The 16,539-nt window shown below is 48.3% G+C and carries 10 protein-coding genes; 3 read left to right on the top strand and 7 right to left on the bottom strand.

The genetic code is table 11. The features are described from left to right. Positions 1-199: 199 nt before the first annotated feature. Both FND36_07875 and mgtE read right to left on the bottom strand, forming a co-directional pair. Complete coding sequence (locus FND36_07875) at positions 200-1,786, bottom strand: hypothetical protein (GenBank protein ID QDW73957.1); 1,587 nt, start codon at positions 1,784-1,786, stop codon at positions 200-202. Positions 1,787-1,843: 57 nt separating this feature from the next. Next, the gene (gene mgtE, locus FND36_07870) at positions 1,844-3,157 is read right to left on the bottom strand and encodes a magnesium transporter (protein ID QDW75578.1); all 1,314 of its coding nucleotides are present in this window, start codon (positions 3,155-3,157) and stop codon (positions 1,844-1,846) included. A 194-nt stretch (positions 3,158-3,351) separates the two neighbouring features. Between mgtE and FND36_07865 the strand changes: the two genes are divergently transcribed. Continuing rightward, entirely contained in the window at positions 3,352-4,635 is a 1,284-nt protein-coding gene (locus tag FND36_07865) for a nucleotidyltransferase (protein QDW73956.1), read from the top strand. 66 nt (positions 4,636-4,701) lie between these two features. On the opposite strand, the gene FND36_07860 is transcribed toward FND36_07865, so the two are convergent. From FND36_07860 to polA, 5 genes are read right to left on the bottom strand one after another with little or no spacing between them, the layout of a single operon-like run. Continuing rightward, a complete protein-coding gene (locus FND36_07860) occupies positions 4,702-7,665 on the bottom strand; it encodes a leucine-rich repeat protein (protein ID QDW73955.1) in 2,964 nt (987 codons plus the stop codon). 23 nt (positions 7,666-7,688) lie between these two features. Next, positions 7,689-8,540, bottom strand: a complete 852-nt coding sequence (locus tag FND36_07855) for a DegV family protein (GenBank protein ID QDW73954.1) — start codon at positions 8,538-8,540, stop codon at positions 7,689-7,691. Positions 8,541-8,558: 18 nt separating this feature from the next. Next, on the bottom strand, positions 8,559-9,356 hold the full coding sequence (locus FND36_07850) for an MBL fold metallo-hydrolase (GenBank protein ID QDW73953.1): 798 nt from the start codon (positions 9,354-9,356) through the stop codon (positions 8,559-8,561). 18 nt (positions 9,357-9,374) lie between these two features. Then, positions 9,375-9,965 (bottom strand): dephospho-CoA kinase, encoded by a 591-nt coding sequence (locus FND36_07845; protein QDW73952.1) that lies wholly within the window; start codon positions 9,963-9,965, stop codon positions 9,375-9,377. 13 nt (positions 9,966-9,978) lie between these two features. Further along, complete coding sequence (gene polA / locus FND36_07840; protein ID QDW73951.1) at positions 9,979-12,594, bottom strand: DNA polymerase I; 2,616 nt, start codon at positions 12,592-12,594, stop codon at positions 9,979-9,981. Positions 12,595-13,100: 506 nt separating this feature from the next. Here polA and FND36_07835 point away from each other — a divergent pair. Both FND36_07835 and FND36_07830 read left to right on the top strand, forming a co-directional pair. Then, positions 13,101-13,343: a DNA-binding protein gene (locus tag FND36_07835; protein ID QDW73950.1), complete on the top strand. Its 243-nt coding sequence runs from the start codon at positions 13,101-13,103 to the stop codon at positions 13,341-13,343. A gap of 66 nt (positions 13,344-13,409) precedes the next feature. Further along, positions 13,410-16,472, top strand: a complete 3,063-nt coding sequence (locus FND36_07830; protein ID QDW73949.1) for an LPXTG cell wall anchor domain-containing protein — start codon at positions 13,410-13,412, stop codon at positions 16,470-16,472. Positions 16,473-16,539 lie beyond the last annotated feature (67 nt).

The raw sequence follows: 16,539 nt of genomic DNA, 5'->3' as shown, positions 1-16,539 counted from the left end.
CATTGAGATTAACATAGAGAGAATTCCAAAGAATTTCTTTTCTTTTGTAGCACTGTAGGATTATTTGAAAACCCTGGTTCTTTTTGTAGCTTCTTACAAAATCCTTTTTCTTTGATCCGACAGAATATAAAAACAGCCGGATGATTTTCAGACATCTGAAAATCATCCGGCTGCATCGATTTTCGCTTTTGATTTTTGATTAAGCGTTTTTGTCGCAAAAAATTTCCAGCAGAATTTCCGCCTTCAATCTGGTAAACGGATCCTTGAGGCTTACTCCCAGGATTTCCTCTATCTTTTCGATCCGGTAGCGGATTGTGTTGTTATGAAGATACATCTTTTTCGCGGTTGCTGAAACAGAGGAACCACACCGCAAGTATTCTCTTAAGGTCAAAAGCAACTCTTTTCCATCCTTCTCCCGCAAGAATGGTTCCGCGAACTCTGCATACATCTTCGGCCCACGCTCCTTCATTCTTCTCAAATCAAATAATTGAAATGGACCCAGGTCTTCTTCTGAAAAGATCTCTTGCTCCGGGGCCAGCATCGTTCCCCGCTCTAAGCACCCTAAACTTTCCTCGTAAACGGCTCCAAGTTTTTCGATTCCTGTATATGTTTCTGAGATTCCAAACGCAAACCGTGCCCTTGGCATATCATCTTTCAAATCTTCTGCGATTCTCCCAAGAAGGGTCTTAAGCTGGAGTTCCCTGTTCTGACGATCCTGAGCTACAAGGAGCACCAGCTCATTGAAGTCCAAAATCCCAAGAAACACATCCTTTCTGTTTAAATGATGATAAATACATTCCTCAATCCGTTCCCTGCGCATAAACATATTCAGGTCTTCGGTAAATTGCCGAATCGCCACAATCGTAAAAGGACGCATCTTGTCTTTGCCAAAATATTTCATAAAATATACATCGTCAATATTCAATATCCCTTTGGCAATGTCCCGCAGAATCTCATCCCGGGTTTCGTTTTCTTTCTCGACCTCCTGATACACCAGCTTATATTCCGACACCACAAAAAGATACGTAATCTTAATGCTGTATAAGGAGTTATAATCTTTTTCCAGGCCTCCCGCTTCAATTGTCAGATATCCGAGCGTCTCCCCGCGCAGATGAATAGGCAGGATGATCCGCCTCGTCTCTTCTTCGTTGTCGCAGGACAAAAGATACATGGGAATTCTCTCCGCCAGATCCTTCTTTTGAAAATCTCCGGCAGGATTCCAGACAGATTCATACTGAGATGTCTCCACATTTCGCAGAATCCGTCCATCAGGCAGAAAAATCTTCCTGGAAAAGAGATCGTAAATCTTCACATCCCGCTCAAGATCGACAGAAAGAGAATGTATCGTTTTCGCCAGTTTCGCATCATGATCATTGCTTGTTTGGATATTAATGATGTCGTAAATATTCTGAACCTTTCTGTCAACGCATAAACTATCCACATTTCTTACGATATCCATATAATGTGCCTGTTTCGGAATACGGATCAATGGAAAATTGTTCTCCTCGCAGAACTTCCGGATTTCCGGATCAAACGGTTCCCCGTCCTCTTTTTGTACTCCCAGTCCGGAATATCCCCGTTCAATGATCTCCCGAACAAAATCCAGGGAAATTTCTTTTTGATGATAAGACATCTTGCATAAAAACACATAGCTGTTTTTATCACTCAATGCTTCCTCACAGGTAAGAACTAGGCCGATCTTTTTCTCCAGTCCCTTGGTTCCCGCCTCTACCCTAAATTTCCTAAAGTACCTTGTCCCCAGCAATTCCCTATATGTTACTGCCATGTCTCCTAGCCTCCTGCCAGAACATACTCTCTGCCTTCTTCTCAAATATATCTTTTCTCACAGATGGAATACATAGCTTACGATCGCGAAATATACGCTGATGGTGCTGATATCCACCAGGGTAGAGATCAGGGGAGTCGCCATGATCGCCGGATCCAATCCCACTCTCTTGGCGATCAAAGGCAGGGTACATCCCACCACTTTGGCGATCACTACCGTACAGGCCATGGTGATGCCGATCGTCAGGGCCATCAGCGCGTCTCCTTGTCCCATCACAACGATCCTCACACCGTTCACCACGGCCAGGACCACGCTGATACAGACAGCGATCCGTACTTCTTTCCAGATTACTTTCAAAAGATCCGCAAATTCAATCTCTCCAACCGCCAGTCCCCGGATCACCAGGGTGGAACTCTGGGAACCGCAGTTTCCTCCAGTTCCCGTCAGCATGGGGATAAATCCCGCAAGCTGCGGCATGACCGCAAGCGCCGCTTCGTAACTGTTCATGATCATCTGCGTCACCGTTGCGGACAGCATAAGGAATAACAGCCAGGGAAGACGGCTTTTCACATGTTCCAGGATCGTTGTTCCAAAGTAGGACTCTTCGCTAGGGCTGACACCGGCCATGATACTGATATCTTCCGTTGTTTCTTCCTGTAATACTGCCATGGCGTCGTCTACCGTTACGATTCCCACCATACAGAACTCATGATCTACAATCGGAAGAGCGATCAGTCCGTACTTATTAATAGTCTTTGCCACATCTTCCTGATCATCCGTAGTATGGGCGTACAGAAGATTGGTCTCCATAATCTCTTCGATAGTCTTAGACTCGCTGGTAGTCAGCAGTTCTTTCACATCAACCTGTCCGATCAGCTTCCGCTTCTCCGTCACATAACAGGTATAGATGGTCTCCTTATTAATTCCCACCTGCCGTATCTTCAGGATGGATTCCGCCACTGTCATCTCTTTCCTAAGCGCGATGTAATCCACATTCATCACGCTTCCGGCGCTGTCCTCCGGATACTGAAGCAGCTGATTGATCTGGGTCCTGGTCTCCTCATCTGTGGCAAGAAGCAGTCTGTCCACTACGTTTGCCGGCATCTCTTCCAAAACGTCTACCGTATCGTCCAGATACATTTCTTCCATGACTTCTTCCAGCTCGGAGTCCGTCAGGGCATTGATCAGAAGCTCTCTCATGTCGCTGTTCATGTAGGTAAAGGTTTCTGCCGCCTCTTCTTTCGCCAGAAGACGGAATACCATGACCAGGTGTTTTTGGTCAAATTCTTCCAGAATATCGGCCAGATCCACAGGATACATGTTATTCTCCAGCTCTTCTTTCAATTCCTTGTACTGCCGGTTTTCCAACATGTCCAGGATTCGTTCTTCTGTCAGTTCCGCGCGCTCCTCCGGATTCTCCCACGTCTGTTCGGGAACCACTTCTTGAGCTTCTGGTCCGTTGGTTCTTTTTTCGTCTCCCATGAATCTCCCTCCTTTCTGATATTTGCCTGGTCAGTCTTTCTATAGTATAATCAATTTGAAAAAGATATACAAGGAGATTCTTCATGAAAATTGTCGGATTGATCACAGAGTACAACCCTTTTCACAACGGTCATCTCTATCATTTAGAACAGGCGCTTGACATTGCCGGCGCAGATGCTGCCATCGCTGTTATGAGCGGAAACTATGTGCAGAGAGGAGCCCCAGCCATCATGCCTAAACGCCTTCGGACAAAGGTCGCTTTAGAGGCTGGAGTCTCCATTGTCCTGGAACTTCCCGTCTGCTGGGCCACTGGAAGCGCCGAGTATTTTGCCGTCGGCGCCGTCTCCTTGCTGGAACGCCTGGGCTGTGTGGACGCTATTTGTTTTGGGAGTGAGTGCGGGGATTTTTCCCTCCTGGATGAGATTGCCAAAGTTACGGCGGACGAGCCGCAGGAATACCAATTTTCACTCCAGGAAGGCCTTCGGAACGGTATGTCTTTTCCATTGGCCAGACAAATGGCACTTAAAGCTTATTTCAAAGATGATAGACTGGATCTGATCCTGGAACAGCCGAATAATATCCTTGGCATCGAGTACCTGAAAGCCCTTCATCGGAACAACAGTCCAATGAAAGCCTATACCATCCAGCGCAAGGTCTCCGGCTACCACGACACACAACTTTCTGAAAGCTGCAGCTCAGCCTCCGCCATACGAAGACTTTTGGAATTTGCCGGCAATTCTATTCATCTGGAATCTGACGGTCTTTTTGACGAGCCTACACTATCAGAGACAATGACAAGGCTGGAAGGCCAGGTTCCTCCTTCCTGCATCCGGCTTTTAGAAGAAAGTTACCGGAAACGCTATCCTGTCTACAGCGACGACTTTTCTTTACTTTTAAAATATCAGCTTATGAAGGAATCCAGAGACAGCCTGGTCAAATATCAGGATGTGTCAGAAGAGCTGGCAAATCGGATCATGAACTGCCGGAATGATTTCCTGCATTTTGATCAGTTCTGCGGTCTGCTGAAGACAAAAGAACTGACCTATTCCCGCATAAGCCGCAGTCTGTTCCACATCCTTCTCCATATTACCAGAGCGGACATGCTCTCGTATCAGGAGGAAGGCGGATGCCCTTACGCCAGGATCCTTGGTTTCCGGAAAGACTCGGCCCCATTTTTCTCCCAACTCAAGAGAAGCTCCCAGATCCCGCTGGTCACCAAGCTCTCTCAGACGGAAACTTTTACCGGAGCCGCCGCCCGCATGATCGAACAGGATATCTTCGCCGCCGACCTCTACGAAAGCGTGATCACAGACAAGTATAAGCTCCCCTTCATCAGCGAATACCAGCAGCAGATCGTCCGCTGCTGACCTTGCCTGTTCAATGGGAACCCTCTATTTTCCGCAAAATAAGCCCGCCTTTGGCGAGCTTATTTACTATCTTTGTTTCCATTGAACCCTTTTCTTCAAGTATATTGTCCCACAGATTACCATTCCTGATATCAAAAAGCCAAATAGATATCTGCCTGCTCTGACATCTCCTGTATCCGGCGTGTGATTCTCTTCGCTTGGATTTCCTTTTCCCGGATTGTTTGATCCCGCATCTCCAGAGTTCGTTTCATCCCCATTGGGGTCGTTTGAATCATCCTGTTTTCCAAAATCAGTCGCCTTTACAGCAACCGCTTCACCTGCTTTCAGATTATCGCCTCCCTGGCTGTTTTCTATCTTCAGCGGAAGCGCTTCATTCTCCACAAAGGATTCCAATTTCAGATCCTCTATATCATTTTCCGAATTAATCGTCACTGTCTCACCGGAAGTCTGGATTTTGATCGCTCCATCTCCTTTTACCGTACCGGAAACAGAAATAAGTCCGGTCTCATTTTCTGCGACCTTCTCGTCAGTGTCGATAACAGCCGTAAAAGAACCGCCCTTTTCCCCTTGAATCTCAATGCCTTCTCCCGGCGTCATCTTCGCGGATCTGATCCCAGTTCCGCGAAGCGACAGGTATCCCTTGTCATTGTAGAGGGAAATCCCGGCCTCTTCTCCCAGGTCAGAAATCTGGTAGGTCTCCTCATCCGGCACCGTAAATTTACACTCCAAAGACCCCTGCGCGTCATCTCCCAGGGTGGAATTGATCGTCTGAAGCTCTTCCACCTCCATGGTCGCTTCCACTTCCTGTTTTCCGTCACTTTTCAAGGTATTTCCCTTTGAATCCCGGATTGTAAAGCGGTCCATCGCATCGATCAGGATATCGGTCACATCCTCTTTGGGCTCCGCCATATGGCCCTGGTCCGTCTCAGAAGGCAGTAAAATGGAAAGCCATCCGAAGGTTTTTTCATTAAAGGGTTCCCCATCATGTGTGAAAAAGCCGGCGCAGCTAAACTTCATAAAATCCTTGCTTACCTTCCATTCATAAAGTTCACCTTCTGGATGTTCGCTGTTCACGCTGTTTTCATCATAAATCTGAAAAGTATAACCCTGGTTTGTTGTCTCATAACCCGTCACCAAAACAGTGTGGCTGGGACTGCGGAGGAGTAAAATCTTCCCTTCGTCCAGAGAAGATCTCATCGTATCAAAAAAATTCTCAAATTCCGCCGGAGAAGACATCTCTCCCGAATCTGTCCCTTTCAGAAAATCTAAAAGACTTCCTATCATACCGGGCCTTTTGTGATAAACCGAAGCCAGTTCATGAATCCCCGGATCATCCACATACTGCATCAACTGATAATAACTGATAGCAGACAGATACTCCTGATCCTCATAGGGCTGATCCAGATCATAAACGCAGGATCTTCCGCTGTCCGAAACCTCCGCGACCGTCATATCCTGGTTAAACACTCGCCCGATGACCGTGGCGATCCCATGGCAGGATCCTTTCCATTTCACATCGCCATTGATGTAGTTTCTCAAATAGTCGCGTACGCCATCCTCCATCTCATGGCGGAATAATTTCTGGTAATCCTCATCCGTCAGTTCAATCCCGTCTGTGCCCCAGAATCCGCTTTCCTTCGTTCCCACTCCCAAATGCTGGAAACTGTTATTATCGACTTTAAGCGTAAAGTCCCGTTTCTCATCTTCTCCGTCTTCTCCGATCGTCTCCCACTTGATCTGGTCGCTGAAAATAAAATTCTCCAGGTAATATTGATGGGCTGCCGAGCCTTCATAGCCTCTAAGTGTCAGCTCTGTATAGACGCTGTAGCCGTTTCCGGCCTGAAGAAACCCATTCAAGTTTATGACCGTCTCCGGAATCGTAAGATATTTCAGGTTCCGTACCGCCTCATCTTCCGTACCGCTTTGCGCGAAAGATCCCGAGGCCAGCCAGCTCACATCCTCTGGGATCGTGTAAGAGAGGTCTTCCTTCCCGATGGGATAAAATTCCAGCGTCCATGTGCCGTCAGAATTGTCGCTGAAAAGCACGCCGTCCCTGCTCTCGTATCTCTCGCTTGCCTCCGAGACCTCAAGGGACTCAAGGGCATATAGGCTTTGGAAAGCTTCTGCGCTCATTCCATAAGCATCAGCCGGAAGCTTAATTCTTTTCAGCGTCTCGCTCTTCCCAAAGCTTGAGAGAGTTTCCACAGAATCCGGAAAGATTACTTCTTCTAGGTTTGTCCCCTCAAACGCGCTGCTTCCAATTTCTTTTGTACCATCTTTGACCGTGTAGCTCCCCTCTCTCACAGGAGGAACATACCGCAGGATTCTGTCCTTTTGATCATAGAGCACGCCGTCCTCCGCCAGATATCGCCCGGAAGTCCCTGCTGTCTCGTAGCGGTAGGAAGCGGTCCAGAAATCCATATGGTCAACCGGATCTTGAATGGAATCCGGCAGAATCAGCGTATAGATCCCATAAACGTATGAATTGTCTTTCATCCCCCTCACTCCGTCCGGGAGGTATAGAATCTTGAAATTCTGAGCGAGTTCTGTGGCGATTTGATTTCCGTCTACATAGACACACTCGTTCCAATCATACTCTTTCGTCATGGTCAGTTGGCCTGCGGCGGCCGCCCCCCGGTAGTTAGGGATTGCATCCATATCGAACACATAAGTCTCTCCCGCCTTCAGCATATAGTATCCGGAGCCATTACCGCCGGCAAGAAGATTTTCTTCCCCGTCCGTCACATAGTACTCCAGTCCCAGTTCATAACCATTGATCTCGCCGTCATATTCCAGATAATATCCGCCGTCTTCCTGAGGGGTAAACTTAAAAATGTAAGAAGTCATAGTTTCTGCCGGACTAGAAATCTGATACGTCTGATCCGGTTCCATCTCCGTTGTGGATCCCGGCTCAACATCAACTGCCTCTTCCGTATCAGGCCCGGCCATTACAGGAACCGCCAAACACCAAAGCGCTGCGGTCAGCACAAAAATTCCCAGGCAGCCACGCCATTTTCTCCCTCTCATCATAATCTCTCTCCCTATAACATTTCCTAAATCTTTTTGCTGCAGGCAATGGCAATGGAGCCCGGCCCGATATGGCAGCTTACGCTCAGAGAAAGCTTGTCCATTACTACATCATATCCCGGGAACCTTTCTTCGATCTCCCGCTTCCATTCCATTGCTTCCTCCTCGGAACAGGTATAGGCTCCTTCCAGATGGACTTCCTTCCCGGCAAACCGTTCATGGATATCTTTATCCATGGCATCCAGCATCGTCTTCTTCGCCGACTTGATCCCCCGTACTTTAGCGAACGCATCCAGCTTTTCTCCCTGGATGGTGAGCACCGGCTTTAAATTCAGAACCGTGCCGATCGCCGCGGCGGCAGGTGTCACCCTTCCGCCTTTTTTCAGATATTTCAGAGTATCCACTGTGATATAGATACTGGCCTCCAGCTTCTCTTTCATCAGAACATCTACGATCTCTTCCGCGCCAAGGCCGGCGTCGCGCAGCTCCATAGCATCCAGTACGGATTGGCGCTGCGTGATCGAAATCCTCTGATTGTTCACCACATAAACCTTTCCCTCAAAATCCCGCGCCAGTCCCATAGCTGTCTCACAGGAGCTGGAAAGCCCGCTGGACATAGGGATATAGATCACTTTATCATACTCTTCCAGCAGCTCTTCCCAAAGGCCGATCACATCGGCAGGCGCCGGCTGAGAGGTAGAGATATCCGCGTCTTCCGCCAGCCTTTGATAAAACTCCTCCTGCGTCAGCGTAATATCTTCATAATACAGTTCCCCATTGATATAGAAAGGCATTGGCAAAACCCGTATCCCCAGTTCCTTTGCCCCTTCCTGCGTAATCCCGCTATTGCTGTCTGTTGCGATTGCGATTCGTTCCATTCCCACACCTCATTTTTCTTATAATGTAATGATTTTTGAAACACAGTCTCTTTTTGCTACCATCATAGGGATATCCTCTCCCTTGTAGGGATTGTCTCCCATGCTGACTTCCAGCTTCACCGTCTCATAGGCAAGCTCCTCATAATTATTCTCCTTGCTCAGATGGCCCAGCAGCACATACTGCAGGCCGTCATGCAGGATGTCGCAGAGCAGTCTCCCTGACCACTCATTGGAAAGATGGCCTTTGTCCCCCATGACCCTTTTTTTCAGCGGATATGGATAAGGCCCTACTTCCAGCATATGGATGTCATGATTGGCTTCCAATACCACAGCGTTCAAATCCTTCAAATTCTCCACTGTATAGGTATCGTACATCCCAAGATCCGTCGCCACCGCCACGGACTTCCTTTGATTCTCGATCCGGAAACCGGAAGGCTCATTGGCATCGTGAGAAATCGCAAATGGACGGACCTTCATTTCTCCCAGATCAAATCCCTCATCTAACTTTACCTCGTGCAGCAGTCCTTCCGGCAGCCTCCCCAGACTCCTGCAGTTTTTGATTCCTTCAATGGTTCCTTTTGTAGCGTAAATAGGGATCTCATACCTTCTGCTAAACACCCCCAGTCCCTGAATATGATCGATATGTTCATGGGTGATCAGGATACCATTCAGCTCATCCCCTTTAATATCCAGGGAAGAAAGCCCCTCTTCAATCCTTTTTTTACTGATTCCCGTATCCACCAGAAGGTGCGTATGATCGTCCCCCACATAGATACAGTTTCCGCTGCTTCCGCTGGCAATACTGCATAATCTCATATGTATGTCATCCATCCTTTATAATTCTTTGATAATATTGTCAAGCTGCAGCATCGTCTCCGCAAATACACCGCTGTTGTCGACCACCCTGTCACAATGTTTCAGGAACATATCCTTTGGCAGCTGCGCCCGCATGATATCCTCAATCTTTGCCGCGTCATAGCCTCTGGAATAAAACAGACGGTTCTTACGGATCGCTTCTTCCACATAAATGTACCACAACTCGTCGCAGATCTGATCATAGTGATCTTCGATCAAAAGAGCCGCCTCTATAATAAACAAATTCGTATTCCTGCGCTCTTCCTGGCGAATCTTCTTTAAGATTTCCTCTTTCACCGCCGGATGTACGATGCTGTTGAGCAGCGACAGCTGGGAACAGTCTGAAAATACGATCTCCCCCAGCCTGTCTCTGTTTAATTCTCCCTTTTCATCCAGGATCTCTTCTCCAAAATGTTCTACAATGGCGTCATAACACGCCCCGCCCTTTTTCTGAAGTTTCTTTGCCACATCATCCGCCTGGCATACGGTAGCCCCGTACCGATTATGCAGATATTCAAGAACCTGTGTTTTCCCGGCTCCTATGCCTCCTGTAATTCCAATAATCTTCATACGCTTCCACCTCTTACTTTGCTTCGTACCAGTTTTCTCCTGTATGCATATCTATCTCCAATGGCACATCCAGGGATGCCGCCTGTTCCATTTCTTCTTTCAAGATCTTCTCTACTTCTTCCAATTCCGGTCTGTGCGCCTCGATCAGAAGTTCGTCATGGACCTGCAATACCAGTCTGGACCGCATGTTCTGTTCTTTAAGCCTTCGTCCCACACCGATCATAGCGATCTTGATGATATCCGCCGCTGTTCCTTGGATCGGGGCGTTCATTGCCACCCGTTCGCCAAAAGAACGCTGCATATAATTGCTGGAAGAAAGTTCCGGCACAGGCCGGCGCCTTCCAAACAGCGTGACCACATATCCCTTTTCTTTTGCGTGAGCCACCGCATCATCCAAAAAGCGTTTGATTCCCGGATAGGTGCGGAAATAATCCTCAATATACTGAGCCGCTTCCTTCCGGGTAATGCTCAGATCCTGGCTCAGTCCAAAGGAACTGATCCCATAGACGATCCCAAAGTTAACGGCTTTCGCGTTCCTTCGCTGGAGAGGCGTTACTTCCTCGAAAGGCACATGGAACACCTGAGACGCCGTGATTCTATGGATATCTTTGGCTTCCCGGTATGCCTGGATCAACTGCTGGTCCCCGGAACAGTGAGCCAGCACTCTAAGCTCGATCTGCGAATAATCCGCATCCACAAAGACATAGCCGTCCTCTGGAATGAATACCTTTCGGATCAGTCTGCCCAGCTCCACCCGGACTGGGATATTCTGCAGATTTGGTTCTGTACTGCTGATCCTTCCAGTAGCTGTCACTGTTTGATGGAATTTCCCGTGGATCCTGCCATCCGGCCCGATATAGTTGGCAAGGCCGTCCGCATAAGTGGATTTTAATTTGGCAAGCTGCCGGTACTCCAGGATCTTAGCCACCAAAGGATAGTCCGGCGCCAGTTTGTCCAGCACATCCGCCGCGGTGGAATACCCGGTCTTCGTCTTCTTGGCGTGGGGCATATTCAGTTTTTCAAATAAGATCACCCCTAATTGTTTGGGCGAATTGATATTAAAGATCTCTCCCGCCAGGCCGTAGATCTCTTGTTCCAGATCCACAATCCGTTCTCCAAGCTGTTCCCCGTATGCTTTCAGAGCTTCTGCCTCTACCTTTACGCCCGCCGCTTCCATATCTCTCAAAGTAAATACCAGCGGCATCTCTATCTTGGCAAACAGCTGGTCCATTCCTGTCTCCTTCAGCTTTTCGAGAAGACGGGGATAAGCAGCCCAGGCAGTGTAAGCTTCATAACAAGACTTTTCTTTCACTTTCAGCTTCTCGTCGATCAGAAGATCCAACTGTTCTCTCGCCACATCTATATAATCATAATCACTTTTCAAAGGATTCAGAAGATACGCCGCAATGATCGGGTCAAAGCAGCTTTCTTCCCGAATGTCCGGAAGGCTCTCCAGATACCCTTTGAGTCCGCACACGGCAAATACTTTTACCTTCCCGGAAAGGACGGAAAGCTTTTTCAGCAGCTCATCCATACCAAGTTCTATGGAGCAGGGAATGGTAACTACCTGCTTTGGCCCATAGGCAATGGAAATCCTCCCATAACCGGAAGGGTGGGCAAAAAGAGGCAGCACCGCTTCCGGGTCCTCCGACACCGCGGCGCCTACCACATCCGCTTCGGCCGCCTCCGCCAGCACTCTTTCTATTTCTTCCGGATCCGTCACTTCCCGGAAATGTTCTTCCACCGCGTTGGCATCTGCCTGGACCTCAAAGCGCCCCAGCAGGTTCTTAAATTGGAGTCTCTGAAACAGTTCATAAGCCTCTTTCGTATAAAGCTCACCCTTTTGGGCCTGTTCTAATTCAAACGGAATATCCGCGTGGGTTTCAATGGTGGCAAGGACCTTGCTCATCTTGGCCTGCTCCCAATACTCTTTCAGATTCTTACTGGCTCTTGGAGGCTTAATCTCCTCCGCGTGGGCATAGGCATTCTCCAGCGAATGATATTCCTGGATGATCTTGGTAGCCGTCTTCTCCCCCACTCCCGGTACTCCGGGAATATTATCGGAAGAATCCCCCATCAAAGCTTTCACATCGATAAACTCAGCAGGGGTGACGCCATACCTCTCTTTCACCTGCTCCCTATTGTAATCCTCCACCTCGGTCCGTCCCTGTTTTGTCTTGGGGATCCGGATCTTCACATGATCCGTGGCAAGCTGGAGCGTATCCCGGTCCCCGGATATGATAGACACATCCAGCCCTTGCTCCTCGCACTGTCTGGAGATCGTTCCCAGCAGATCGTCCGCTTCCAGGCCCGCCTGTTCAATGATCTGGATTCCCATTGCTTTTAAGACATCCTTGATCACTGGAACCTGTTCCCGCAGCTCCACCGCCATAGGTTTCCTGGTCCCTTTGTAAGCTTCATACAGTTCATGCCGGAAAGTCGGGGCATGGACATCAAAGGTCACCGTCAGATATTCCGGCTGTTCTTCGTCCAGGATCTTGAACATAATATTTAAAAAGCCGTACACAGCATTGGTGTGAAGCCCCTCTGAATTCGTCAGGTCCGGCACGCCGTAGAAGGCCCGGTTTAAAATGCTGTGTCCGTCGATCAATACGATTTTTTCTCTCATATAAAAAGCTCTGCCTCCATTTATCGGCTGATAGATCCGCGCGTCTTTCGCGCTACCATTCAGTATACACTAAATTGGCATATTTTAAAAGCCAAAAGAAAGTATATAGAGAAAAAACCTTGAAAATACTGCACTGCCAGTACTTTCAAGGTTTTCCGTGCGGATGGTGGGACTTGAACCCACACGAGGTCGCCCCCGCAAGATTTTGAGTTTTACAAACCATTCAGAAGTATCTGGAACATACTGGTGTTGAATGGTACTGAAAAACCGGCGAAAACCGCATAAATTCAAGTCCTTTCAGCCATTGGCAACAAATAAACCTTACAGATAAAGGATAATTGAAAAAATGCGGTTTGGCAAGTAAATTTTCCCGTTGGAGGGATATTAGGAGGGATGTGGAGGGATATTCATTACTCCCCTCCCGGCAAGATACTTATAAATATATTTATAGAAGAAAAGCAGTCAGCACCTATCACTGACAATCTGATATAAGGAGCTGACGAAGAATGAGGAATAAAGAATATTACGAAGAACGATTTAAGGATTATCCAGACCTTGTGAATTTGGAACAGTTCAGAGAAATGCTGGGCGGCATAGGCGACACCACCGCAAGAAAGCTCATGCGGCAGAACAAAGTCAAACATTTTTATATCCGCTCTACCTATCTTATACCAAAAGCAAATGTGATTGATTATGTGCTGGGTGAACATTATGCGGAGTACAAGTATTCCTTAAAAGTTCAGATATGATTTTTTAGGACGTTCAGAAATGAGCGTCCTTTTTTGTACCCAAAATGAAAGGAGAAAACAATCCATATGAAAAAGATACTCAACCGGCTGCTGGCTGGTTTCCTTAGTCTGGCAGCTGTGTTTACCACTCTACCGGCTTCACAGGTTCATGCTGCCGAGACGCAATACTGGACAGAGTCAGCAGAACGAGCCGGTCATATTGAAAAGGTGATGAACGACGGCTCTATCGGTTCAACCTTTAATGAGGGCATTATGAAAGTGGAGGGCGAGACAGCCTACTGTATCGACATCAACACAGACTTCCGCAATGGATACAAGACCAGAGCGGACGCAAGCACACGCATGAGTGCAGACCAGATCGCTGACATTGCCCTCTCTCTGGAATACGTCAAACAGTATGCCGCCAGTCACAGTAGTCTGAATTATAAACAGGTCTACTTACTGGAACAGTGTGTGGTCTGGCAGCGTTTGAGCGTCCATCTTGGCTGGCAGTGCGATAATGTCCGTGCTTCCTATGATGAAATCTCAAAGGCAGTACAGGACGAAGTCTACAGCGGTGCGAAAACCTTTGTCAATGAGAATAAAGGACGGTATGAGTGCGGCGGCTATATCTACTCCGGCGAGGGGCAGGAATTAGGTCAGTTCTGGGCAAAGCTGGCTGTCGGAAATGCCACACTGAAAAAGACTTCCAGTAATACCAGCATTACAGACGGCAACGGGAATTATTCAATCGCCGGTGCGGTTTATGGTGTCTATTCTGATAAAGGCTGCACAGAGCAGCTTGCCACCCTTACAACGGATACCAGCGGAAATACAGAAACCGTGGAGGTCAAAGCTGGTACGGTCTATATCAAGGAGCTGTCCGCTCCGGCTGGCTACAAGCTGGACAAGACTGTGTATCCGTTATCCGTGGAAGCCGGAAAGACCGCCACTTTGAGCGTATCGGATACGCCAAAGGTCACAGATACCCTTATCGAACTGTTTAAGATTGATATGGAGACAGGAAAAGCTACCGCACAGGGTAACGCTTCCTTAGAGGGTGCAGAGTTCACATGGAATTTCTATGCCGGATATTATACGGCTGATAACCTCCCGGCAGAGCCTACAAGGACATGGACAACAAAGACACTCGCTAAAAAAGACAGCGACGGCACGGTTCACTATGTATCCCGGCTGGCTGATAAATATAAGGTATCCGGCGACGGCTTTTATACCCAGGACGGAACAGCCGTGCTTCCTCTGGGTACATTGACCGTGGAAGAAACAAAGTCTCCCTCCGGCTATCTGTTAGAGGGCGCATATATGCAGGCTGCCGGAAGTGAAGAACAGATTACCGGCTTGTATATCACACAGATTACCGAGGACGGGGAGCTGGCTGGCCTTACCGGCAGCAATCAATTTTCTGTATCCGACAAGGTCATTCGTGGCGGCGTGCAGATACAGAAACGGGATTTAGAGACAAAGGATACCAAAGCACAGGGCGGCGCAACACTGAAAGACGCTGCCTTTGAGATTATCACGCTCAATGACAATCCCGTGCTGGTAGACGGCAAGCTCTACAATAAGGGCGAAGTCGTTAAAACAATCCGTACCGGCATTGACGGTATCGCTTCTACTGCTGCGGACACACTGCCATACGGGAAATACCGTATCGAAGAAAGCGAAGCTCCCGACGGTTATCTGACCGAGGGCGCTAAAGCGGTAGAGTTTTCCATCACAGAGAACGGGAAAATCGTGGATTTGACCGGCGAGGATACGTCCATCTATAACCAGATTAAGCGTGGCGACATTGAGGGTGTGAAGATTGGTGCCGGAACACATCAGCGTCTTGCAAATGTTCCGTTTCGGATCATGAGCAAGACTACCGGCGAGAGTCACATCATTGTGACGGACGCAAACGGTCAGTTTTCCACTTCTTCTGCATGGGTATCCCACAAGCAGAACACAAACGAGGGCAAGAACAGCGAGGACGGTATCTGGTTCGGTACATCAGAGCCGGACGACTCCAAAGGTGCGCTCCTGTATGACACCTACGAGATTGAGGAACTCCGCTGCGACAGCAACAAAGGCTTTCAGCTTATTCCTGCATTTGAAATCGTAGTATCCAAAGATAAGACAGTCATTGACTTAGGAACACTGACGGACGAATACGAGAAAGAGCTTAGTATCCATACTACAGCCACAGGTGCGGACGGTGAGAAGTCCATCATTGCCGGTAAAGAGGTGACTATCGTGGATATCGTCACCTTAGATGGTCTGGAAGTCGGTACAAAGTACCAGCTCAAAGGCTGGCAGATGGTAAAAGATGAAAACGCCGAGCTGCTCATTGACGGCGAGCCGGTGCAGAGTGATTACACCTTTACCGCAAATAAAGAGCAGATGGAGGTTGAGGTATCCTTTACCTTTAATGCTTCTGCCCTTGCCGGGAAAAATCTGGTGACTTTTGAGGAACTCTACGACGTGACGAACCCGGACGAGCCGGTAAAGGTAGCGGAACATAAGGACATTGACGACGAGGGGCAGACCGTACTTATTACCGAGCGGATAATTGAAATTCACACAACGGCGACAGGTGCGGACGGTGAAAAGGAAATCACCGCCGGCAAAGAGGTGTCTATCGTGGATATGATCACTCTTAGCGGTCTGGAAGTTGGTACAGCTTACCAGCTCAAAGGCTGGCAGATGGTAAAAGACGAAAATGCGGAGCTGCTCATTGACGGCAAACGTGTGGAAAATGATTACACCTTTACGGCTGACAGTGAGGATATGGAAGTTGAGATTGTCTTTACTTTTGACGCTTCCTCTCTTGCCGGAAAGCAGCTTGTCACATTTGAGGAGCTTTACGACGTGACGAACCCGGACGAGCCGGTAAAAGTCACAGAGCATAAAGACATCACTGACGAGGGGCAGACTGTGACAATCACGGAAGTACCGGATGAACCAGAGCAGCCGGATACACCAGAAACTCCAGAGACACCCGACACGCCGGAGACTCCGACAAAATCAACGGACGCTCCTAAAACGGGCGATACTACGAATGTAGCCGCCTTTGCGGTCATGCTCGGACTGTCTGCGGCTGGTATTGCTTTTGCTGCATACAGGAAATTCCGCTCCTTAAAGCGTAAATAACCGGGTGGCTGCCTATGGAGCTGCATATCCGTTCACCGCCTCTGTCCTTATTCAGTCCTTGCGGCTG

The sequence above is a fragment of the Lachnospiraceae bacterium KGMB03038 genome (genome assembly GCA_007361935.1).
GTDB lineage: Bacteria > Bacillota > Clostridia > Lachnospirales > Lachnospiraceae > Massilistercora.
This window is presented reverse-complemented; position numbering and strand designations above follow the sequence as displayed.

What these genes read in the sequence shown, in the direction of transcription:
- mgtE (QDW75578.1), bottom strand. Translation starts at nt 3,157, where the DNA reads ATGTTGGAAAACCGGCAGTACAAGGAATTGAAAGAAGAGCTGGAGAAT.
- FND36_07875 (QDW73957.1), bottom strand. Translation starts at nt 1,786, where the DNA reads ATGGCAGTAACATATAGGGAATTGCTGGGGACAAGGTACTTTAGGAAA.
- FND36_07850 (QDW73953.1), bottom strand. Translation starts at nt 9,356, where the DNA reads ATGAGATTATGCAGTATTGCCAGCGGAAGCAGCGGAAACTGTATCTAT.
- FND36_07855 (QDW73954.1), bottom strand. Translation starts at nt 8,540, where the DNA reads ATGGAACGAATCGCAATCGCAACAGACAGCAATAGCGGGATTACGCAG.
- FND36_07845 (QDW73952.1), bottom strand. Translation starts at nt 9,965, where the DNA reads ATGAAGATTATTGGAATTACAGGAGGCATAGGAGCCGGGAAAACACAG.
- FND36_07830 (QDW73949.1), top strand. Translation starts at nt 13,410, where the DNA reads ATGAAAAAGATACTCAACCGGCTGCTGGCTGGTTTCCTTAGTCTGGCA.
- FND36_07865 (QDW73956.1), top strand. Translation starts at nt 3,352, where the DNA reads ATGAAAATTGTCGGATTGATCACAGAGTACAACCCTTTTCACAACGGT.
- FND36_07860 (QDW73955.1), bottom strand. Translation starts at nt 7,665, where the DNA reads ATGATGAGAGGGAGAAAATGGCGTGGCTGCCTGGGAATTTTTGTGCTG.
- polA (QDW73951.1), bottom strand. Translation starts at nt 12,594, where the DNA reads ATGAGAGAAAAAATCGTATTGATCGACGGACACAGCATTTTAAACCGG.
- FND36_07835 (QDW73950.1), top strand. Translation starts at nt 13,101, where the DNA reads ATGAGGAATAAAGAATATTACGAAGAACGATTTAAGGATTATCCAGAC.